Origin of the sequence: Paenibacillus marchantiophytorum (assembly GCF_014640555.1) — a bacterium.
GTDB classification, from domain to species: domain Bacteria; phylum Bacillota; class Bacilli; order Paenibacillales; family NBRC-103111; genus Paenibacillus_E; species Paenibacillus_E marchantiophytorum.
In genome coordinates, this window is record NZ_BMHE01000019.1 from 86688 (window position 1) to 108901 (window position 22214).

General features: G+C 43.6%; 17 protein-coding genes. 2 read left to right on the forward strand and 15 right to left on the reverse strand.

Annotated elements, in window-relative coordinates; genetic code table 11:
• Nucleotides 1-81: 81 nt before the first annotated feature.
• From IEY34_RS18665 to IEY34_RS18700, 8 genes are all read right to left on the reverse strand, one after another.
• Nucleotides 82-1119: an SAM-dependent methyltransferase gene (locus IEY34_RS18665; protein ID WP_189013912.1), complete on the reverse strand. Its 1038-nt coding sequence runs from the start codon at nt 1117-1119 to the stop codon at nt 82-84.
• A 29-nt stretch (nt 1120-1148) separates the two neighbouring features.
• Nucleotides 1149-1916 carry an ABC transporter ATP-binding protein gene (locus IEY34_RS18670; protein WP_189013914.1) on the reverse strand — a complete coding sequence of 256 codons (768 nt, stop codon included), beginning with the start codon at nt 1914-1916 and terminating at the stop codon, nt 1149-1151.
• 19 nt (nt 1917-1935) lie between these two features.
• The gene (locus tag IEY34_RS18675; protein WP_189013916.1) at nt 1936-2292 is read right to left on the reverse strand and encodes a cyclic-phosphate processing receiver domain-containing protein; all 357 of its coding nucleotides are present in this window, start codon (nt 2290-2292) and stop codon (nt 1936-1938) included.
• A gap of 36 nt (nt 2293-2328) precedes the next feature.
• Nucleotides 2329-3177, reverse strand: a complete 849-nt coding sequence (locus tag IEY34_RS18680; RefSeq protein ID WP_189013918.1) for a deoxyribonuclease IV — start codon at nt 3175-3177, stop codon at nt 2329-2331.
• Entirely contained in the window at nt 3174-3983 is an 810-nt protein-coding gene (locus IEY34_RS18685; RefSeq protein ID WP_189013920.1) for an Fpg/Nei family DNA glycosylase, read from the reverse strand. Before IEY34_RS18685 ends, IEY34_RS18680 begins: the two co-directional genes overlap by 4 nt.
• Before the next feature lie 91 nt (nt 3984-4074).
• Nucleotides 4075-5406 (reverse strand): ribonuclease H-like domain-containing protein, encoded by a 1332-nt coding sequence (locus IEY34_RS18690; RefSeq protein ID WP_189013922.1) that lies wholly within the window; start codon nt 5404-5406, stop codon nt 4075-4077.
• A 170-nt stretch (nt 5407-5576) separates the two neighbouring features.
• Nucleotides 5577-7823 carry a DEAD/DEAH box helicase gene (locus tag IEY34_RS18695; protein WP_189013991.1) on the reverse strand — a complete coding sequence of 749 codons (2247 nt, stop codon included), beginning with the start codon at nt 7821-7823 and terminating at the stop codon, nt 5577-5579.
• Nucleotides 7824-8000: 177 nt separating this feature from the next.
• The gene (locus tag IEY34_RS18700; RefSeq protein ID WP_189013924.1) at nt 8001-8216 is read right to left on the reverse strand and encodes a hypothetical protein; all 216 of its coding nucleotides are present in this window, start codon (nt 8214-8216) and stop codon (nt 8001-8003) included.
• Between the two features lie 155 nt (nt 8217-8371).
• Here IEY34_RS18700 and IEY34_RS18705 point away from each other — a divergent pair, with 155 nt between their 5' ends.
• Nucleotides 8372-8974, forward strand: a complete 603-nt coding sequence (locus IEY34_RS18705; protein ID WP_189013926.1) for a nitroreductase family protein — start codon at nt 8372-8374, stop codon at nt 8972-8974.
• Nucleotides 8975-9024: 50 nt separating this feature from the next.
• On the opposite strand, the gene IEY34_RS18710 is transcribed toward IEY34_RS18705, so the two are convergent.
• The 7 genes from IEY34_RS18710 to IEY34_RS18740 all read right to left on the reverse strand — a co-directional run bounded on the left by IEY34_RS18710 (nt 9025) and on the right by IEY34_RS18740 (nt 17280).
• Nucleotides 9025-9630 carry a hypothetical protein gene (locus IEY34_RS18710; RefSeq protein WP_189013928.1) on the reverse strand — a complete coding sequence of 202 codons (606 nt, stop codon included), beginning with the start codon at nt 9628-9630 and terminating at the stop codon, nt 9025-9027.
• Nucleotides 9614-11233, reverse strand: coding sequence for a pilus assembly protein PilM (pilM, locus tag IEY34_RS18715; protein ID WP_189013930.1), 1620 nt, complete (start codon nt 11231-11233; stop codon nt 9614-9616). Before pilM ends, IEY34_RS18710 begins: the two co-directional genes overlap by 17 nt.
• Before the next feature lie 15 nt (nt 11234-11248).
• Nucleotides 11249-12007 (reverse strand): prepilin peptidase, encoded by a 759-nt coding sequence (locus IEY34_RS18720; RefSeq protein ID WP_189013932.1) that lies wholly within the window; start codon nt 12005-12007, stop codon nt 11249-11251.
• 836 nt (nt 12008-12843) lie between these two features.
• The gene (locus tag IEY34_RS18725; RefSeq protein WP_189013934.1) at nt 12844-13311 is read right to left on the reverse strand and encodes a type II secretion system protein; all 468 of its coding nucleotides are present in this window, start codon (nt 13309-13311) and stop codon (nt 12844-12846) included.
• A gap of 24 nt (nt 13312-13335) precedes the next feature.
• On the reverse strand, nt 13336-14544 hold the full coding sequence (locus tag IEY34_RS18730) for a type II secretion system F family protein (RefSeq protein ID WP_189013936.1): 1209 nt from the start codon (nt 14542-14544) through the stop codon (nt 13336-13338).
• Nucleotides 14544-15596, reverse strand: coding sequence for a type IV pilus twitching motility protein PilT (locus IEY34_RS18735; protein WP_189013938.1), 1053 nt, complete (start codon nt 15594-15596; stop codon nt 14544-14546). Before IEY34_RS18735 ends, IEY34_RS18730 begins: the two co-directional genes overlap by 1 nt.
• A gap of 19 nt (nt 15597-15615) precedes the next feature.
• Nucleotides 15616-17280: a GspE/PulE family protein gene (locus tag IEY34_RS18740; RefSeq protein WP_189013940.1), complete on the reverse strand. Its 1665-nt coding sequence runs from the start codon at nt 17278-17280 to the stop codon at nt 15616-15618.
• Nucleotides 17281-17647: 367 nt separating this feature from the next.
• On the opposite strand from IEY34_RS18740, the gene IEY34_RS18745 reads away from it, so the two are divergent.
• On the forward strand, nt 17648-22186 hold the full coding sequence (locus IEY34_RS18745) for a DUF5057 domain-containing protein (protein WP_189013942.1): 4539 nt from the start codon (nt 17648-17650) through the stop codon (nt 22184-22186).
• Nucleotides 22187-22214 lie beyond the last annotated feature (28 nt).

Sequence of the window (22214 nt, forward strand, 5' to 3'; positions counted from 1 at the left end):
TAGATAAAAGCCCCCTATCAGGTAAGATTTACCTTGATTATAAGAGGGCTTCCTATAAATATCTACCTATTTTTCCTAATTCTACGTCTTTTGTAAGTATAGTGTAAATTCTTCTCGATTGTGAAAAAGCTGTTTGGCTTTAATCAGAAAAAGCGACGGTTCCAATATGCGTAAAATATCCTTCACCGTTTGGAACGGCTTCTTATGCATCAATTTAACCGTTATAATCGCTGTTCCGCCGCTCTGCAAGGAGTACAACAAATCAGCGACCAGACGCCCCATCTGGCGTGGGTCCCAACTCATATCACAAACAAGTAAATCAAACTCATTGTCTTTAAGCTTGACATCCCCTGCATTCTTCTTGTAAATCTTCAAATTGGGATTGCCAAGAAGCCGCGGACTCATAGCAGCTGGATCAATCGCCGTGACACGCAAACCGCGTTCTAACAATAACGATGTCCAACCCCCAGGAGCTGCTCCAATATCTAGCGCTGTTCTTGCCACACTAAAATCAATGCCGAATCGTTGTTCAGCTTCAAGCAGTTTAAATTTTGCTCGGGAAATTTGATCTTCTTCTTTCATAAAACGAATAGCGCCACCAGACCAGTCAGACAAATTATCCGCAGGCTTGGAGAGCCCAACGAACACTTTGGCAGCACTGATATACACGGAAATGATGAAATCCGAATAACGTACCACAGGCTCTGATTGAATCTCGCCGACAATAATGTCATCCAAAGCAGCTTTAATTGTAAAAGGTGCATAAGGTACATTAGCACGCTCTTCTTTGCGAACTTGAGTCGCAATTTTCTGACCGGAACCTATGAGCCCGGCACGATACGCTTCCCTAAGCCACTCTTTCAGATTTTCAATGTCCGCATCTGTGCGGCTTAATTCCCACACCTGATCGACAGGTTGAACATGCCGAAGAAACATGGGTTCCTGCTCTTTCAGTGCTGTTAGTGACTCTTCTGCACCCGCAGGTATTTCAAACAAAAACACTTCGGTAGGCACCAGCAAATAAAACTTGGTCATCGGGAATATTTTACGAATTTCGTCTTGCGCATATTGGGCGAACCCATGATTCGAGGTGCCAATATAGGTAGTTGTTTGTGTCATAGCCGCATCCTTTATGTAAACTGCAATTTCTAATCAATAACTTTGATCCAAGGCCGATCTTGATACCATTCCAAAGCGATTTGCACGTCAAAAGCCTTCTGAATATTGGTTGGGGTCAATACATCTTCTTTACGTCCAGCCGCAATCAATTCACCTTGTTCAATAATAGCAACATGCGTAAATAAGGGGATAATTTCTTCAATATGATGAGTCACGTAAACGACGGTAATATTCTGCTTGCTTAAATCATTAACATCCCTCAAGAAACGCTCTCTCTCATACAAATCCAATCCAGCCGCGGGTTCATCCATGATCAAAATGGAAGGTTTCATCATAAGAGAACGAGCCAACATGACTTTTTTGCGCTCCCCTTGCGATAAACTGCCCAGTGGCTGATCAGCCAAATGCGGGATACGAACACGTTCCAGCATCACTAGCGCTCGATCTTTCACTTCTTGCGGAATTTCCTGATAAAAACGCAAAAAGGCATATTCACCCGTAGCGACTACCTCAAGAACAGGATCATTTAAGTTCATTTTCTCGAATAAGGATTGCGAGATATAACCAATCTTCTTGCGTACTTCCCTCACGTCGCATTGCCCATAGCGATTTCCCAGTACATCTACCGTCCCCCGGCTTGGGAATTCGTATCCATTCATCATCTCCAGCAAGGTCGTTTTGCCCGAACCGTTGCGTCCTAGTAATACCCAGTGTTCACCTTGTGCAATGTGCAAGCTAACATCATTAAGAATATGACGTTCGCCACGTATAAAGTGAATATTAGATAAATGTATCATATAACAGTAAGATCCTTTCTTATTCCTGATCCTGCCTATACGTCCCTTGAGATATTTGTATAAGCACTTCATCCGGGATACGGTTCGGGTATAAGCCCATCCCCTCCGGTTTGGCTGTATAAAGCATTTGAAACATAGCGGTACATGCGGAAGGACTAGAGGTATGAATATAAATGGTTCGTGGAAATTTACGCTTCTGGAGAAGCCAAATAACAACATCCATGCCCGTTTGTGCCGATGTCCAGCCTAAGTCATGATCTAGCGATAAAATGTCTACTTCAAACTCATCCAATAATAATTGACACTCAAGGACGTTCCTGGCTAAAGAAAATCCTTGGGGACAAGGGCGCAAGTCATCTAAGTATACATGAATCATGATCTTATTTCCTTTCCTGTTCATGTTGAGTGCCCATTACGGATCCTGGATCAACGATTTCACGAGAGCAATCTCCTTTAAATGGGTCCCGTCCGTTCCGGAAGCTGTCTCTAGCACAATGGGCATATGGTTAAGGTATGGGGACTCAAGGAACTCTTTGAAATGAGCCAGACCAATAAATCCACTTCCAATATTGGCATGACGATCTCGTTTTGACCCATAAGGATGAAGCGAATCATTGAGATGAACGGCTTTGAGATGTGGAAGATAATCAAGCTGCAAGCCCTTTGACTCCAAATCCCTCCAATTATGCCCCTGCCAAAGACCACTTGCAAAAGCATGGCAAGTATCCAAGCAAAAACCGACCTTGTCCGGATGCTCACAAAGCTTGCGCACCTGAACCATCTCTTCCATTGTCAATCCAAGCTGCGAACCTTCTCCTGCTTGATTCTCCAGTAAAATCACCGCTGAACCCTCATAACCCTGAGTCGCACTATTCAAACATTGTATTATATTTTTATAACCTTGTAACGGGTCTTTTCCAATATATTTCCCAAAATGCACCACCAAACCAACTGAACCACAAGCATCAGTGATTTCTAGGCCACTTTTTAAAATACTTACCATCAAATCGCGTTCGACTTCATCAGCTGCCGGATTAAGCGGGTAAGGCGCATGACCAATCGATACTAGGCCATTTTCCTGACATAATTGCGCGCAAGCTTGCGCATCATGAACGTTCACTTGCTTCGTTGAGAGCCGCCGCGGATTCATTGGAAAATATTGAAAAGCACTCGCCTGGATCGAGAGAGCCATTTTGGCCGCACCTGAATACCCTTTGCGTGTGCTGACATGAGCGCCAATAAATTTTGTTTGCTTTGTCATGATTGACAATTCACGCAATAAAAGCATTTGCGACTTGAAACTTCGGTCTTAATCAGAGCATGACCGCAGCGTACACAAGACTCCCCTTCTCGATCATAGACACGACATTTGGCATCAAACTGCCCCGTTAGACGGTCTCCTACGAATAAGGGCTCGTCAATATAACCACCGAACTGAATAGCTTCGAGCAGGACGGACCTCATCGCTACAAACAGTCGATGTTGCTCCTCTTCGGTTAATGACGGCAGCTTACGAAGCGGTAATAGGCCCGCATAAAAACAAATTTCATCCGAATAACAATTTCCGATTCCGGAAAGAAAAGCTTGATCGACCAATGAAACTTTGAGATTGCTTCTTTTGCTTTTCAACACTTTTTGGAACTCTCCAAAAGTAAAATTCGGTGCTAAGGGTTCTGGTCCAAGCTTCGCAAAAAGCTTCTCTGCTTCTGATAATGCGTGCAGATGCAAGTAACCTAAGCGCAAACCTATAAAATATAAATTCCGCATCCCAAAGCGAATCACAACTTGTGTAGTTCGTTCAGGCTTTTCGGCTTCTGAGCCATAAAACATCCAACCGCCCAACATTAAATGCAAGACCAAAACTTCACCTGATCCCAGATGAAATACCAAATGTTTGGCTCTGCGATCTAGTCCAACAAATTGATTGCCAACTAGCTTATGGATAAACAGATCAGGATCCACATTCAAGGATTTAGGACGCTCCACCTCTACGCCGGTTATCACGTTCCCTAGAATCAAACGCGACAATTGTTGTCGATATGTCTCCATCTCCGGAAGTTCAGGCATGGCATTCCCTCCTTGCTGTTTTCTTCTTTGTATATCCAAATCTAGGACAAAGTAAACAACGCCGAAGAGGGGCTGACCCTCATTTCGATGATTAAATTAACCCTTCGCTGACATAGATCGGTTTGGCTTTGCGCGTGGATTGCGGGGAAGCTGTCTTGCTCAGCTTAGCTTTCAAACGTCGGATGCGTTTCTCCAATGCTTCTTCAACCTCATTTTGCTTTTTGTCTCCGCGATGCAGGGAGCGGCGGCGCCACAGTTTGGCCCATGCCTCTTCCGCATAATATATGGCCTGCTGGATGTTTCTCTCCCGATGCTCATAATACATAGCTAACTCCAGATATGCATCTATTTGCAGAGCAATACTTGCGTTTCTGATCTCGATCCACCGTATCCACAAATCTACCGCAAGCTGATATTGCCCATTTTTCTTATAAAAGGCAGCCAATTGCAAAAGAGCGTTTTCTTGCTCTGTGGAGTTGGCCTGACTAGCGCCGCTCATTAACTTGTGAAATAAAGCATCAAAGTAAGATTGGGCTTTCGCTGTGCGGTTCATTTTGTCCAGCCATTGGCCTGTTCGAAACAGCTCTTCAAGTTCGGAATGATCCATAACCGCAGCATGTTCCGTATCATCAGTTAACAAATTGCCAAAATGAGTAGCTAGCGCTGCCATCGTTACGATATCATGCTCATTATGAATAAAAACACCTTCAAGGATTGCTGGATTTTTCTCCGCCAAATATTGAAAATATAACGTAGGCGCCATGGAACCTGGCACATCGTCCACTCGCTCAAAGCCCAGTCTGCTTTCTTCGACCTTGCTCAAACGACAGGATGGCAGTGTATTGCGCCATATACTGCGTGAGGGATACAGAAGATCTAATTGCAGCAGATCAGCATCGTCCAATTGAAGACGATTCAGGACGTAACGATTCTTCAGAATCGGCCAGTCAAATGTGCGTCCATTATAGGAAACAATATGCGTAAAGCGTTCGAGCAGCGTTTGCAAATAAATGAGCATCGCCTGCTCTTCCGCAGGATTGCGAATCAGAAGCTGTTCCACAGTGAAAGACTCCCCTGTGTAATAGCCGATGCCGACCATGAACGGCACGTTGCCTGCACCGACGCCGAGTCCGGTCGTCTCGGTATCGAAGAACAGCAGATCTTCGTGCCGGACGACGGCGTCATGGTCGTGAAAGCAGGACAGCTGCTGCGCAACATCGGACAGCTCCCGCAGCCGATATTTGCCGTGCGTGCTGTCCGCGCCGTACAAACGGCGCCGCATGATGAACGAGCCCGCCGGGCTCGTGTGGACATGGGCGCCGATCTGCGCCCACTCGCCGTCTGCCGGAGGCAGCGGCGGAGGTGTTACCTGCGCCGCCGTCGGGCCTTTCAGGCGGCCCAGCCTTTCGCGGAGCCCGCTCATCGGGCACCGCCTGGATAGCGGTCATAGAAAAACACAAACGGCAGCTTATTATGCACCGCCCTTACCTGCGGAACGACCCGAATGTCCATCGGATCGCACACAGGACAAGAGCATATGTTTTCGTTAGTCCTTAACCGAATTTTAATTAAGGATCGTACAGAACCACGCATTTATAACCCCTCCAGTAAAAGAAGGGATTTTCTCTTTGCGTCCCTCCCTTCTATTTCAGTTCCAATACATGAAGGACAGCCGTCCTCACATGGACATTTTTGAATTAAGTTCCTGGCCGCTTCTTTTATTTCGTCGAATCGCTTATATACGTCTTCCGCTAATCCAATACCGCCGGGGTAATGGTCGTATATAAAGATAGTAGGCAGCTGTGAATGTTCGGCCCTTATTTGGGAAACTACATGAATGTCGCTGCGGTCACACATTACATGAATGGGTACGATATGCCTTATCACATTGGATATTCCCATTAATAGTTGCTCTAGCGTTTTTGTTTCTAATGTGGGGTCAATCTCAGTTATTTCTACCCAGGTCGCACTGGTATGCAGTTCTTCTTCGGGAAGCTTAATTGGCCCGTATCCGATATTTTCGAAACTCGTCAAACGGATTTTTTTAAACATCGTTGCCATAACATTTACGGCTACGTCGCCATGATTTAACGACGTTGTTCGCCTTTTTTTCGTTAGGTCAGTAGATAAGACTTTTAGCTTAACTGCCAGGTTCGCATCGGTGTAATATTCTACATCGACTTCCCGTACGTATGCTTTCTTATGTTCCCAGTCTAACTTTTCGACTTGAAACTGTACGCCTTCATGCAAGTAGATTGCTTCGTCATGTAAAAGGGTCATAGCGCTAAATCTGTCCATCTCGCCGATAATTTTTACGTTTGCTATGTCCGATTGGTCGACAATTACTACGTTTTCCTGCGCTGCGGATCGCAGACTTACTTCATGGGCGGGGAAAGATTGATTTGCCCAGTAAAACGAATCGCCAGCTTGAGTAAGCACCCTTTCTTCTACCAGGTATTCCAGTATATCAGTTATCTCCAACGGGCCAAATTCTTCCCCGATTTTTACGGGAAGTTCATACGCTGCACAACGCAAATGATCTACCAGGATTAACAAATTTTCAGGGTTAATTCTCGCAGATTCCGGGGAACGCTCGAAAAAATATTCAGGATTTTGGACTACATACTGGTCTATAGGAGTATTGCTGGCTACCATAACTACTAGGGCTTCCCCATGCCGTCTACCAGCCCGGCCTGCTTGCTGCCAGGTGCTGGCGACGCTGCCAGGATACCCTGACATAATGCAGACTTGCAACTGCCCAATATCTACACCAAGTTCTAAGGCATTCGTACTTACTACCCCCAGTATTTCCCCGTTTCGTAAGCCCCGTTCAATTTCCCTCCGCTGATTCGGTAAGTAGCCGCCCCGGTAGCCCCTTATGGACTTAGTCCCTAATTCATTTTTCACGATTTCTTGTAAGTGACTTAGTATTAACTCTACCCTTACCCGACTGCGGGCAAAAACGATTGTCTGTACGTTATTCGTTAGGAATTCTTTAGCAAGCTGGTTTACTTCTACCGTCGCGCTTTTCCGAAGATTTAGCGGCTTATTTACTATAGGCGGGTTATAAAAAGCAAAGTGCTTCCTCCCCCTTGGCGCGCCGTTGTTGTCAATCAGTCGCATAGGTTTACCTGTAAGCTGTTCGGCCAGTTCCTGAGGGTTCGCAATCGTAGCAGACGTACAGATAAAAAGCGGATCGCTGCCGTAAAATTTGCAAATACGCTGCAGCCTACGGATTACGTTTGCTACATGGCTGCCGAATACACCCCTGTACGTATGCAGTTCATCAATGACTATATATTTAAGATTACTAAATAAGCTTACCCATTTCGTATGATGTGGCAGAATGGCTGAATGCAGCATATCCGGGTTCGTAATAACGATATGGCCGACGTTCTTCACTATTTGCCGAATGGCTGGAGAAGTATCTCCGTCGTAGGTAAAGCTTTTTATGTCGATACCCATTTCATTAATGATTTCGTTTAATTCGCTTTTTTGATCTTGCGCCAGGGCCTTCGTTGGGAACAAGTAAAGCGCACGGCTGGCGTCGTCTTCGGCGATTGCCTGTAGAACAGGAAGGTTATAACATAACGTCTTGCCCGAAGCAGTCGGCGTTACAGCTACGACATTTTCGCACTTACGGATAGTTTCATATGCAGTATGCTGGTGAATGTATAACTGTTCAATACCTCTTTTAGCCAAGGCTGCTTGTATCCTGGCGTCTACGCTTTCGGGCATGGGTCTTGTTTTTGCTTCTGTGGGTTCAACTTCGTGCCAATTTACTATATTTTCATTACTTTTTAATCCGTTTATTAAATCCGAAAGAGATTTTTTTCTTATCATATCTTCAACTCCGTATAGAACGATTGTTCCCCTATTATATACGTCTAATACAAAATAAAAAAGCCCCTTTACGAGAAAGGGCTTAATATGAAAAATCTTGGGATCGCGCGCGGGTATGGCGAATCTCCTTACTCATTTCGTTTCTTCTATTTCACAGAATATACGTTCGTATGTCTACATCAGATCAGAGGAATCATCGTAATCATAGCGAACACCGTCTAGATCTGCACTGGCCAGATGCGTGTCAACGTGGAGGGCATGATTGGCACTCTCTTGCATTTTAAGCAAAACCTCTTGATAATCTCTTGAACGCAGTTCTTCTGCTTCATACTTCATCGCTGTTCGTAAAGCTCTTTCAATTATAATGACATCATGACTAGTAAAATTCATAGTTTCCGCACCTCATCTTGGACCTCAGTTTCCTACAAACTAGTTTTGCCACAATTGATAAAACCCATACTTTACAAGGTATATTTCAAAAATTCGTAATCCACGTTGATTTCAGTTAAAATTAGGAAGATTACACAAATGAGGAGGAATTCATAGTGACAACTTCTTTACCGACCGAAATCGAAAGCAATCGCCAGCCTGATCACGAAATCAATCCACAGTTCCTTACCCGGTGGTCACCACGCTCATTTACGGATCAAGAAGTAACCGAAGATGTACTCCTAAGCTTATTCGAAGCAGCAAGATGGGCTCCATCCGGCAGCAATTTGCAGCCATGGCGTTTCATAATTGCAAGAACAGAAGAAGAAAAAGCCAAATTCTATGACTTTATCATGCCGGCCAATCGCGAATGGTGTGAGAAAGCTCCCGTTCTTACACTAGTTATCTCCTACACCAAAACATCAAGAGGCGATAGCAATCCCAGCCATCAGTTCGATGCTGGCACAGCATGGGGATATCTGGCTCTGGAAGCTAACAATCAAGGTTTAGTTACACATGCAATGGGCGGATTCCATCGCGATCAAGCTCGGGAAGCTCTGCAAATTCCTGAAGATTATGACATTCATGCTGTCATCGCCATTGGTCACCGTGGACCGGTAGACGCATTGTCAGAGAAATTCCAGGAACGTGAAGCGCCGTCAACAAGACGCCCGATTAATGAGCTTCTGTTTGCAGGAGAATTCGGTAAATCACTTTAAAAAAAGAACACTCCATCCCATATCAGCATGGGTTGAAGTGTTCTCTTCTTTTAATACGGCGTTTCCACTTTATCTACCTTCGCTTTATAGGAGGGGTCGAAGAAAGCCGTAAAGGTGAGATTAATCGTAATTTTGCGTGTCAAATCCTTTGGCAAACTGCCGTAATTAACCGTATCTACCTTAATTAATCGAGGCAGAGCCTGCAATTGGGTAATAGCATCTGAGATCTCTTTAAAAGTTCCCGCTACGGATGTGGTAACTTTTACCTCTCGCACATTCGGGTAGGCCGTTTTCTTCGCCGCATCTGTTTGCTGTTGTGAACTCTTCTCGCTGATCGAATACGTAATTGAATTAAAACTTACATCAGTATCTTTTTTAATTTTGTTCAAATCCAGTGTGATTTGCTCCGTATTATCCCATAAAGGCAATGCCGCTTGCACTTCCTTCATGGACGGGCCTATGACCGCATTCTGCTTTTCACTCACTTTTTTGTTGAGCAACTGGACTTGTTTATTCAGTGTTGCTAGTTCACTTTCCTGCGCTTTAACCTTATCGGAAGATGGCATTTGCAAAAAGTAATAAAAAGCGAAAAGACCGAGAAACAACAAGGCAGCTCCGAATAACAGCAATGTCTGCGTATTATTTTTGTTGGACATTCGCTTTATCCGCCCCTTTCGTTTCCGTTGCTGGTTTTGCAGCTATATCTTTCTTAAATGAAACTGTGTAATTGACTGTATACTGCTTCGGTGCAGCAATGGGAGTAGGCAAAATTGGATTCACGACTTCCGTGTTCGGCGCTTCTATAGTTCTCGTCGTATCCGTGTTGGCGATTGGTACGTTCCCATACGTATTTGAAGTTGTTGTTTCAGCAATCGATTGAAGCAATGTATTCTCACCAAATGGCAATCTTCTGAGATCGTACAAGTAACGGGCGGAATCTTCCATCTTGGCAAAGAGAACGGTTAATGTTATCTGAGACTCTGAAGCATAAGCAATTGCACTGAGTTGCGCATCGACAGGCAGCGGTTTCTTCAGATCGTTCACAATGGCAACGACATCTTTGCGATTTGCTTTGGTAGTGGCAATGAATGATGCTGGATCGCCTTGCGCCTCCGGCTTTTTAATCAATTTGGCTTCTGCTGCTGATCTCTCCTGATTCAGTGCGGCAATCTTTGTTGTATTTTGCGTTATTGCTTTTTTGTTATTAAAATAAGTTACGCCGCTTAGCGCCATACAGCCAATCCAAGCTGCCAAAAAGATAACAAGCAGGAGCAGCTTGATCTTGGTCTCTGTCTTCCTATGCGGCAATAAATTGATAAGGGCACTTCGTTTGGTCATCATCGATACACCGACCGCGATGCGGTAGGCATTGGCATTGAAATCTTTGGAGCGACCATTCGTAAAGACGTCAAAATCAACCGTTTCTACCCGTATTTCGGATAACGATTGCTGAAGTTCTCGATGCAGCTGCACTCTCCCTATATTAGCTCCTGTAACGATAATATGTGAGATACGGCTCGAACTTTCTTGAATACTATATTGATAGAAACTAAGCATTCTTGAAATTTCTGCAATAATTTCTCCTATTTGATCCGACGTGAGTTCCTCTTGCGTAGTATGTTCGTGTTCAACAAGGGTGATTGTACGCATAAAAATAGGATTTCCATTTTGCAGCATGTACACTTCAATTGAACCTTGATCAAGGGATACTAACATCGTTTCTTCAAAATACTCTTCATGCTGTGCAGCAATCGCCCTTGCCAATGCTGTGGCAGAGATTTCAGCAGCTTTCACATGGATGCCGGCATCCTCAAAAATTTTCACATAATTCATGATCAATTTCTTAGGTGCGGCAAAAACGAGCACTAACGTACTCTCATCGTCATGACTGACTTTAATGAAATCATAGACAGGATCTTCAAAAGGCAAACGCAGCGCCGTTTCTACCTCAAGTTCAACAAGCTGACGGAGTTCCTGCGCTTTGATGCTGGGAATTCTCATTTTACGAATAATAATTTGCGAAGTTGGGATTGCTATCGTTGCCGAAGCTCCCCTTAATTTTTCGGATTTTACCCATTGTTTCACTTGAAGACTCAAAGATTCCGGATTCACAATTTGATCTTCTACAATGATACCTGGCGGTATCGGCAGGAAGCCACTCGATCCGATCTCCCATGACTTCTTTCTCTTTACCGTCACATAACGGACGCCCGTGGAATCAACCGTTATCCCAATTCGCTTCAATCCTAGTCCAAACATGCCTATCACATCCTGCTATCCGAGTAATGTTACGTACATCTTTATCAGATCCGATCCATAACCATATGAAATCAAAATGCCCAAAGCCAAATAGGGGCCAAATGGAATCGGTTGTTTTCGTTTAATGATTTTTAACATCAGCAGCAACCCGCCAATCAGAGTTCCTATCAGACATGCTAAAATAAATGCCACAACAATATGAGCTAGTCCTAGCACTAAGCCGCAAACTAGAAGGAGTTTGGCATCCCCCATCCCCATACCGCCGCGTGAAAGGATCGAAATTAGGACAATGAGCCCACAACCAATAACAGCACCCAGTGCGTAACTCCACCAAGTCTGTTCTCCTGGGAAAACAAAACGCAATCCCGCAAGAAAAGGCAAGAAAAAGAGTAAGATTTTGTTCGGAATCAGCATTGATGTTAAATCAGAAACTGTAATTATGATTAATAAACTTACAAGCAGCAATGCAAGGATAGCTTCTGGATGAAAACCTACATGCAAGTAAACCCATACAAATAATAGTCCGGTTACTAGTTCCCCTAATGGATAGAGCAAGGAAACTTTGGAGGCACAGTAGCGGCACTTTCCTCTTGTCCAAAGGTAGCTGATTACAGGCAGCAAATCTCTTGATTTCAGCTGTGTTTCACACTTAGGACATGCGGAAGGCGGTCTGATAATGGACTGTTTGGCCGGCACGCGCAGCGCGACTACGTTGAAGAACGAACCAAGGACAAGACCAACGATGAAGACATAAATTACGATTAGAATCGTCATGTTTGAGGGTCGCTTTCTTTGATTTTGTGAAAAACGGCTTAGTTGCCCTATGAGATGAGTGTCTTCATAACAGTTTTCAACAAACTAGCGGATCCTAGTTCCCTTTGGGCTTTACAATGACAGAGAGCGTCGTGTGAAAAGGAACTATGATCCTCTATATGGCGGGAACTGGGGTAAACGTAGCATGAACGGGAACTGAGATCCGCTATTTAAGCGGAACCTGCTGATTCCAACCGGAAAATAGTGAAATAGCGGATCGTAGTTCCCTCTGGCATGGAATATGGCGCTTTTCAGAATTATAGCGTACTGTAGTTCCCTCAAACTCGCTATCATGACACATTTTCCTACAATCGCGGCTTGACTTTCCCTTATCTCCGCACGATTGCAAAGCTAGAGGATCTCATTCTGCCAAATAGCTTGTTTATACCTCCAAACCAGCAGCCATTCGAACAGATACGTACGTTCACAGCTAACTCGTTCTCATCTCATTGAACCACTCCATCGGGAAGGGGGGGCCTGCAACCCAAGGCTAGAGACTGGAGTCAATCTCCAACATTTAAATTCTGAGCAAGCTTCACTCTCCCAAATATCGACATGTCTCTTAGACATGTCGATGGTAGACTTGAAATACGTCCTCAGACAAGACCCTGCTCCACTCTTCCATTTCTGCTCTTGAACACGTCGTGGGGAGAACTCCTTAAATCCAGACCACCAAGCGTGCTAATTTGCTCCGTTTTCTTCCTTACTCTGCGTATCGTAGGCAGGTACTCAAAAACTAATAAATTCTATTTTAAAAAGGAATCGGAATGAACCGATTCCTTTTTCGAAAAAATATTTTATGATTCTGATAAATAATCCGTAGCTGCAGCGGTTTTTTTACCTTTACCAACAACAACATCATTTACCGGTGTAATTGTATAAGTATCAACTGATGTAGTGAGAACAATATTAATAATGGCACCTGTTGACGTATTGTACTCAAGTTTACCTGCTGTTATAGCATCTTTTGTACTAGGCATAACAAGACCAGCTTCTAAATATTTTCCTCCGACTAAATCCGTTAATACCTTAACAGTTGCAGGTGCTGAACCAGCCTTTTCAGAAGTTATGTACAATCTAGATGCTTCATAAACCTGATGGAAGAATGCAGCATCTGCGTCATCTTTTGACTTAGTAATAACCCCCAAAATATAAGGAACAGCAATCGCCGCAATAACAGCCAAGATAACAATAACAGCAAGCAACTCAATCAGCGTAAAGCCCTTCTCTTCTTTTTTTAGGCGATTCATCATTTTCAATATCATACTAGTAACCTCCAAATAGTTAGTTTAACTTAGATTCGAATACATGCTAAACATCGGCAGCATAATGGCTGCAACAATTCCACCAACAAGTCCTGATAGGACAACAAGCAACAATGGTTCCAGCAGCGACTTCAACCGATCCACCGTATTCTCTACATCCATCTCATAAAAATCAGCAATTTTCTCCAACATCTGATCCAAAGCGCCTGTCTCTTCACCAATGGAAATCATCTGCGTTACCAATGGCGGGAACACCCAGGCTTGCTTCAACGGTTCAGACAACGGGTTCCCTTGCCTTAATGAATCTGCTGATTTTTTAATAAAACCACCGATGACTTTATTGTCTACAACCTCTTCGACGATGGCCAAGGATTGAAGAACTGGAACTGCACTGGAGTAGAGGGACGAAAGCGTCCTCGTCATTAAGGCAATAGCGCCTTTTTGTTTCAATTTACCAAAAATAGGTATTTTCAATTTCAAATAATCAATGATGTAAGCACCTTTTTCATTACGTTTGGCCACTTGATAAATGACAATAATGGCCAGCAAACTAAAGATCCAAGTAACCCACTGATGTTGAATGCTGTTGCTCAATTTTAGAACTATTCTAGTAATCAAAGGAAGCTCAGCATGCAATGACTCAAAAGTGCTGACAAATTGAGGAACCACTGACTTTAACAAATAAATCACTGCCACAATGGAAAGCCCTCCAACCGTAGCGGGGTAAGTCATGGCTGACTTAATCTTCTCTCTCGTCACATGCTCTTTCTCAAAAAATTTGGCTAGCCGCTCCAATGTCCCTTCCAGATCCCCAGTCTCTTCCCCAGCCCGAACCATGTTGATAAACATTGGGGGAAATATCCGCTTATGCTCCGAAATTGACTGTGAGAATGAGACGCCTTTGGAAATACTAGATGCAACATGGACAAGAGCATTCCTCAAAGCTTTACTCTCCGTCTGCGCAGCCAAAATACTCGTTGCTTCGACGATATTAACTCCAGCTCGAATTAATGTAGCGAATTGACGGCAGTAAATAATGAAATGAATCATTTTAACTGGATTGCCAATGTAAATATCCTGTCTTAAAGCTTTGAACTGCTCCTCTTTCAAAGAAAGGACCACATACCCTTTTCGCCTAAGATCATCGACCGCAGCTGGTTTATCCGAAGCAGATATTTTCCCCTTTAACAGCTTTCCTCCACTACCTCTTACCTCGTAGAGAAACTCTGCCATTACATGCCACCACCTTCAGCCAGATATGCTCTTGCTGTGATTGGATCGATTAGTCCCATCTGCATCTGTTCCTTAATGGACATATCCAGTGTATGCATGCCTTGATTTTTGCCGGTGAGCATCACACTTTTGATTTGGTGAATCTTCTCGGTTCGAATCAAATTGCCTACCGCTGGCGTGTTAACCATGATTTCCGTTGCGCAAGTGCGGCCTTGCCCGCCTGGTTTAGGCAAAAGTCGCTGCGAGATGACAGCCACAAGGACCGCTGCCAGTTGGACGCGAATTTGACCTTGCTGATGGGCGGGGAAAGCGTCAATGATACGATCAATCGTTTGCGGCGCGTCGGTTGTATGCAGCGTTGCAAAAACCAAGTGTCCGGTTTCAGCCGCCGTTACTGCAGCCGAAATGGTTTCAAGATCACGCATCTCGCCAACTAGGATGACATCTGGATCTTGGCGAAGTGCTGCTCTTAATCCATTGGAGAAGCTCTTGGTATCACTTCCCACTTCACGCTGATCAATAATGGAAGATGCATGTGTATGTAAGAACTCAATTGGATCTTCTAAGGTGACGATGCGCTTCTTCTCTTTGCGATTGATGTAGTCAATCATTGCCGCCAAGGTCGAAGATTTCCCGCTTCCTGTAGGTCCGGTTACCAAGACAAGTCCTTGCGGCTTCAAGGCAAGTGAACTTATTATCGTTGGCAACTGCAGCTGCTCCAACGTCGGAATTTGGGCTGGTATCGTACGAATCGCTACGCTTACCCTGCCTCTTTGACGATAAGCATTGATCCGATACCTCGAATATCCTTCCAACTCATAGGAGAAATCCAGTTCTCCAGCCTGGTTGAACCGCTCAATCTGATCTGGACTGAGAATAGCCTCCGCCATAGATCTTGTATCTACCGCTTGTAAAACTTCGCTGCCAACTTGTTGTAAGCTTCCATGCACGCGAAGAATCGGAGGTGATCCAACGGATAGATGCAAATCTGATGCTTTGGATTCATGCGCCTGTTTCAATAAACTTACCATGCGTTCTAGCGAATCAGACATTTCTCTACCTCCTTCCACTTTAATGAGCGACCGTTTCTCTGATTACTTCTTGTAAGGTGGTAATTCCCTGTATGACTTTATCAATGCCATCATCCATAAGTTGGATTAACCCTTGTTCATGGGCGGCTTCGCGCATCTCTTGGACAGAGGCCATATCACTGATAAGCTGTCTCATTTTATCATTGACAACTAAAATTTCGTGAATAGCCACCCTTCCCCGGTAACCCGTTCTGTTACAAGCGCCGCACCCTATCCCTTTATGCAACTTCTCAACTTGTATGCCTTTGCTTTGCATGAAAAATTGTTCCTGCTCCGTTGGTGCATACGCCGTTTTACATTCATGACAGATTCTACGCACCAATCGCTGTGCCACAACACCAATAAGGGACGAGGCGATCAAGTAAGGTTCAATTCCCATATCTCTAAACCTGGTAATCGTACTGACGGAATCATTGGTATGCAAGGTAGAAAGCACCAAGTGTCCAGTTAAAGAAGCTCGAATTGCAATCTCTGCGGTATCCGCGTCCCTGATCTCCCCGACCATGACAATGTTAGGATCTTGACGCAAAATAGAGCGAAGTCCCGCCGCAAAGGTAAGGCCAATCGTCGGATTCACATGGACCTGATTAATCCCTTCAAGTTGGTACTCTACAGGGTCTTCAATCGTAATAATATTGGCGTTTTCTTGATTCAAATGACTCAGTGCAGAATATAACGTCGTCGTCTTACCGCTTCCCGTCGGTCCTGTGATCAATAAGATCCCATAGGGCTGCTCAATCATTTCCCGGAATACGTTCAAATTACGTCCGCCAAGACCTAACTGATCAATCGGTTTTACACCTGTAGACAAATCTAGCAGACGTAATACGATCTTCTCGCCATGAATCGTCGGCAACGAAGATACACGAATATCGACATGTTTGTAATCCACTTGCATTTTAATGCGACCATCTTGAGGCAATCTGCGTTCTGCAATATTCAGCTTCGCCATAATTTTCAAACGAGCCGTAATAAATCCTTGCATTTGCTTGGGGATAACCCGCTCCGTCCGCAGATGACCGTCAACCCTGTATCGGATGACCAAGTTCGTTTCGCCTGGATCCACATGAATATCCGAAACTTTCAGTTGGACGGCCTGTTGAATCATCTGATTAACCAATCGTACAATTGGCGAATCCTCATCCGTAATTTCAGTTTCCTTAATATCATCAGTTGTTGGCATGTCGGTCATCATCTGGCTCATCGAATCCTGAAGACCATAATGACGCGCGATTGCACGCTGCAATTCATCTCTGGTGGTAATCGCCGGTTCGATGCGGTACCCCGTACTCATACGCATTTCTTCTATTGCAAAATAATCAAGTGGATCGGCCATCGCAACCATCAGCTTTCCACCTTCTTTATGAAGAGGAATCGCTTGATAACGACGTGCCATGCTTTCAGGAATAATTTTAGTGATTTCAGGATCTATCTGATATTTGAACAAACTTACGTGTGGAATACCCAGTTGAAATTCCAATACTTCAATTAATTGCTGCTCAGTAATGTAACCTTGCGTGATTAACAGATCTCCAAGCTTTTGTTTCGTTTTACTCTGTTCTTTCAGAGCTTCCTGGAGTTGAGCTTCAGAAATAATTCCGCTCTCTACGAGCAAGTCTCCTAATCTTTTTCTTACCAGAGCCATTCTAGATCAACTCCATCGCACTAATCATTTTCGAGAAAATAAGCTAGGACTTGCAAACCAATTAGGTAGGACTTAATACCCACCTCAAATCACAATAGATTTCATTATACAGCATGTAAATAAATAATGGTATAGCTAAAAATAAAATTTGTAAAATCTTATAAACATCAGGTGTGACAAGGTCTTTCTTTACAGATTCTCCAACTGTCATCTAATTTCCTCTGAAAAAAAACACAGAATGCCTAGTATTTTTTTCCTAATTTTTTTCGATAAAATATTCACAAACTGTATCTTTCTTATAGTCATAAGTAGTAAAATAGTCTCATAAGCAAGATACAGACATTCATACTTCATAGGAGGAAAGAAAATGATACGAACCAAACAAACTAAGATCAGTCTCGTACTGATCGCTTCATTGGCAGCATCTTTGTTCGGGTTTGCGGGTATTGCGCCTAGCCCTGTGTTAGCCGCTTCTGGTGATAGCCGTACAATTGCCTTAAAATCCGTAGCAACCGATAAGTACATAACCGCTGGTTCTTCCGGCGCTACCGAACTGAAAGCCAACGCAGACAAGGTTTGGTCTGGCGAACTCTTCGAGATGATCGAGCAAACGGACGGAGCTGTAGCTTTGAAATCGAGAGCTAACAACCGCTATGTAACAGCAGGTTCGAGCAGCAGTTCAGCTCTCATAGCAACAGCGACGAGTGTCGGAGCGAGCGAGAAATTCGTTAAGATCACGAACGCGGACGCAACCGTTTCTTTTAAATCCAAATTTAACAGTTACGTTTCCGCTCCAGACCTATCTTCAACGATCACGTCTGCCAAAACCGAAATGAGTACCGCCACCAAATTTCAATTCACTTCCTTTGACTTTACGAAGCCGTTAAAAATTCTCGAGATCAAAGATCTAGAGAAACCTGCCAGCGGTGAGGCTAATTCTGTCGTTTCTGATCTCTCGTCTTTGCTAAGCACGAACTCTGCCTTTCAATTAGAGACGATGAGCATTAAGAAATTCGTAGCTCTGCGAGATGAGCTTGACGGGAAATACGATGCTATCTATTTCGGTAGAAGTTTATTCAATCCCACTTCAGAAACCGGCAGTAATCACAATACGCGATATGAAGAGAATGATATTACGCCTCTTAAAGCGACGGAAATTACTGAAAAGTACATAAACAAAGGGCTTCCAGTTATCGTATATAGTGATTCAACGCAAAACCGCGGGGCTCTTTATCAAGGTTACCTGAACAGCAACAACAACTGGACAAGTCTTCGCGGGAATTTGTATACCTTGTTTAAACCTTTTCAAACGACGCCTAAGAGCAACGTCATATTCATCAACAAAACGGATATTGACACAGTCAGCGCTTTTGTGGCCAAAACGAATTTAGTAGAGATTTCAAATGTCAGGCCGCAATTGAATATTACGAGCAGACCGGACGATTTCACGCTTAGCGCTAACCGGGAGAAGAAGTACAAAGCAGGAGACACGCTTACCTACACATTTGATGTTTCCAATGTAAGAAATTTGAGTCAACGCAATCTTGTTGCCAATCTTTATCTCGGGATCGACAGCGTGCTTAAATTTGACGCCAAAAATCTTGTACAATCGGTTCCCGTCACATCACTGACTGGCAATACAATTAGCTTCCCTCTTCCCAAAGGTTATTCAGGCTTATACTACTGGAGACTTGAGTTGGTGGATCAAACGAGTGTTGGTAAATTGAAAGATTCTGCTTCTGGTGTTTTTCGATATAAGGATCAATCTCCAACCATTCAGGTACTTCAAGTAATTCCCGACTCGCAATCAGCCAACCAAACAAGCAGCTTGCTGTTGGAAGCTAACTTGCGACAAAATTATTTACACTCAACTGACTACGAGATTGCCATTAAAGTGATTGATTTCAGCACATTTAATTCAACCGAATTCAAAACTTTAAACAGTAAATATGACATGCTGATCTTTGGCTTTAATGATTCTTATAATGGCACGGCCAAAATCTCTGATACGGCTGCAGACGCCGTCAAAGCTTATATTGCAACAGGGCAAGGCGTTATGTTCACGCATGATACGGTTTATCAAGGCAATCAAACATGGATCACTAAGTTCCAAACGGATACTGGACAAATCGGACCTATGACTAACATGGGGCTCAATGCACCCAATACGTCAACCTCAACGGTAAAAATTAATGAAGGATTACTTACAGAATTCCCCTTCTATATCAGCGAAGAAACGCCGCAAGTGGCAACTACACATGATCAATACTTCAGGCTGGATCTTAACGATCCCAAAGTCATTCCATGGTATAACATCAATGGCAGCGCTCGCGATGTAGAAGATAGCTGGAATCATTATTATACCTACTCCAAAGGAAATGTGACGTATTCGGGCACAGGACATAATTTTGTTAATACAACAAGAAATAGTTCCTTCCCCGATTGGGAGCAGAAGCTATTCGTCAACACGATGTACCGTGCTTTCATTGGTTCGAATCATAAGCCAACCTTGGAAATATTAGCGCCCGTCCCCTTTTCGAGCAGCAGCAAAAATTATATGTCTGCCAACAGCGATATTTCGGTCAGTTTCAAAGCAGATGATCTAGATCTTTCTGATAAAACGACGGTTTCGTCAATCAAGTTAAAGTACAAAAATGCAGATGGCACCGATCGTGTGGACACCGTCCTTACAGGGCTGGAAAAACCGAAAGGTGAGACAGTTACTAGACCATTCCCCAATCCATTAGCTAACCGTGGTGGCGATCTGACCATTTCAGTTACGACTGCCGATCAAAGTGGCGCCTTGGAAACGAAAGAAGTCCTTGTTAAAGTCATTAAATCTACAGGACTCAATCCTACTCGGACATTATCCAATGATCGCGTAGAGAAGAACACGCCAGTGACCATTAACTATGTAGTAAGCCCGATCGCAATGGATTACAATGCAGCTTTTAACGTTGATGACCTTACTATTCAAAACATACATTACAAAGAAACCTTGCCCGCAAACCTTGAAATTATTTCATTGCCAGAAGGTTTTACTAAAACGAAAGACGCTGCGGTCGGCTATACCATTGAAGGTAATATCACGAACATCCCTTACCGCCAAGCCGGTAATAAATTTATCGCGGATCCCAAATCTTTCAATATCATCGTTAAGCCATTGGCCAATGGCGATTATGCCCTTTCTGATGCAACCTTGACGTTCAAAGATTATAGTACCGTTTCAGATCAATCCATCCTTTTTACAAATCGACTGATCACGGCATTTACGAAATTAACTACTTTGAAATTGGATAATGTGACAATTGCCAAAGATGACACGACCAAATTGATTCCTAAATATGCGCCAACCGATTCCAGCTATGTTCGTGATACGGATTTCACATGGGTCTCCGATACCCCATCTATCGTAACTGTCGATAACACAGGCGTAGTGACTGGCAAAGCAGCCGGCGTCGCCAAAATCACAGCAACATCCAAAGATGGCAGCGGATTGTCTGCCGTATCAACGGTATCCGTTATTATCCCAGGACTCAATATTACTGGCCCATCAACGGTCAATGTCAATGAAATCATCCATCTTCAATCCTTGCTTGTTAAAGCAAGCGATAGCGAAAAGATCACGTCGATTCAATGGATTTCTTCGAATGAAGCAATCGCCAAATTCACTAGTAACAACACAGATATTGGTGTTTTACAAGGTCGCTATCCTGGGCAGATTACCGTTACTTTAATTATCAATACGGATAAACCCAAACAATATACACAAACCTACACAGTAAGCGTAGTTGCGCCAATTACGAGCTTAGCGCTTGATGGCGATAAGAAGCTTGAGGTTGGCGATCAAATTACACTACATGCGGCGTATTCACCAGGTTATGCGACGAACACATCTTTAAATTGGTTATCTACAGATACGTCCAAAGTATCCATTACAACTACAGGATTAAATGCAAGCATTCCCGAAGGATATTCGACAATAAAAGCCTTAGCAGCAGGAACATCGCTAGTCCGAGTTCATTCAGGCTCGCTAACAGCAGAATCCAAAATCGACGTTATCCTGCCAGCTATTAACACTAACAGCACCACTACAATCTACTTAGGTGACGAACCTTCTAAACTTGATGTTAGTAATAACTTTCTAAACCCTGAGTTGCAGGAAATACGTTGGAAAACATCGGAAGAGAGTCAAAACATTGTGCGTCTGCAAGCAGATGGCACCATTACCGCCCTAAAAGTGGGAGCAATTACAGGCACAGTCACGGTAACATACAAAGGTAAATTGTACGAAAAAAACTTTACAGTTCTTGTAGAAAACCCGGTAAGATTAGTTAACATTGAAAGAAAGGATAAACTGGATGCAGCAGATACGAATGCGTCAATATTCATTGACAAAGATTCGTCGGTTGCTTTAACAGCTATTATCCAAAGACCTGATGCTATCCACACTGGATTTCAATGGTTCATTATTCAAGAAACTGGACAGGCAACCCTAGACAAGAATACAACGCAAGATGTTACGTTAACAGGTACAAGCAAGGGAACGATCAAAGTCAAAGTTTTAGTGGGGGGCAAAGAAGATATAAGAAATGTGACGATCACTCAGAACTTGACCAACGTTGCACTTCCAGATGGCCCTATTCGTTTAATTTTGAATACCAATACAAGCTCCTACGATCTTTGGCCACAAACAGTCATATCCCCAATTAAATGGAGAGATGAACTCAAGGGACGTTTGGAATGGAAAAGTGATGACCCTTCGATTGCCACAGTAAGTGGTAACGGTCTTGTTCAAGGATTCAAGCCTGGCACTACAACCGTAACACTGACCTACAAAGATGACCCAACGATCTTAGATACCGTCAGAGTTATCGTGATTAAACAGTTTGACAATCGCTATTAAATAAAAGAGGCTGCCTGCAAGTCATTTA

What these genes read in the sequence shown, in the direction of transcription:
- IEY34_RS18665 (WP_189013912.1), bottom strand. Translation starts at nt 1,119, where the DNA reads ATGACACAAACAACTACCTATATTGGCACCTCGAATCATGGGTTCGCC.
- IEY34_RS18670 (WP_189013914.1), bottom strand. Translation starts at nt 1,916, where the DNA reads ATGATACATTTATCTAATATTCACTTTATACGTGGCGAACGTCATATT.
- IEY34_RS18675 (WP_189013916.1), bottom strand. Translation starts at nt 2,292, where the DNA reads ATGATTCATGTATACTTAGATGACTTGCGCCCTTGTCCCCAAGGATTT.
- IEY34_RS18680 (WP_189013918.1), bottom strand. Translation starts at nt 3,177, where the DNA reads ATGACAAAGCAAACAAAATTTATTGGCGCTCATGTCAGCACACGCAAA.
- IEY34_RS18685 (WP_189013920.1), bottom strand. Translation starts at nt 3,983, where the DNA reads ATGCCTGAACTTCCGGAGATGGAGACATATCGACAACAATTGTCGCGT.
- IEY34_RS18690 (WP_189013922.1), bottom strand. Translation starts at nt 5,406, where the DNA reads ATGAGCGGGCTCCGCGAAAGGCTGGGCCGCCTGAAAGGCCCGACGGCG.
- IEY34_RS18700 (WP_189013924.1), bottom strand. Translation starts at nt 8,216, where the DNA reads ATGAATTTTACTAGTCATGATGTCATTATAATTGAAAGAGCTTTACGA.
- IEY34_RS18710 (WP_189013928.1), bottom strand. Translation starts at nt 9,630, where the DNA reads ATGTCCAACAAAAATAATACGCAGACATTGCTGTTATTCGGAGCTGCC.
- pilM (WP_189013930.1), bottom strand. Translation starts at nt 11,233, where the DNA reads ATGTTTGGACTAGGATTGAAGCGAATTGGGATAACGGTTGATTCCACG.
- IEY34_RS18720 (WP_189013932.1), bottom strand. Translation starts at nt 12,007, where the DNA reads ATGACGATTCTAATCGTAATTTATGTCTTCATCGTTGGTCTTGTCCTT.
- IEY34_RS18725 (WP_189013934.1), bottom strand. Translation starts at nt 13,311, where the DNA reads ATGATATTGAAAATGATGAATCGCCTAAAAAAAGAAGAGAAGGGCTTT.
- IEY34_RS18730 (WP_189013936.1), bottom strand. Translation starts at nt 14,544, where the DNA reads ATGGCAGAGTTTCTCTACGAGGTAAGAGGTAGTGGAGGAAAGCTGTTA.
- IEY34_RS18735 (WP_189013938.1), bottom strand. Translation starts at nt 15,596, where the DNA reads ATGTCTGATTCGCTAGAACGCATGGTAAGTTTATTGAAACAGGCGCAT.
- IEY34_RS18740 (WP_189013940.1), bottom strand. Translation starts at nt 17,280, where the DNA reads ATGGCTCTGGTAAGAAAAAGATTAGGAGACTTGCTCGTAGAGAGCGGA.
- IEY34_RS18745 (WP_189013942.1), top strand. Translation starts at nt 17,648, where the DNA reads ATGATACGAACCAAACAAACTAAGATCAGTCTCGTACTGATCGCTTCA.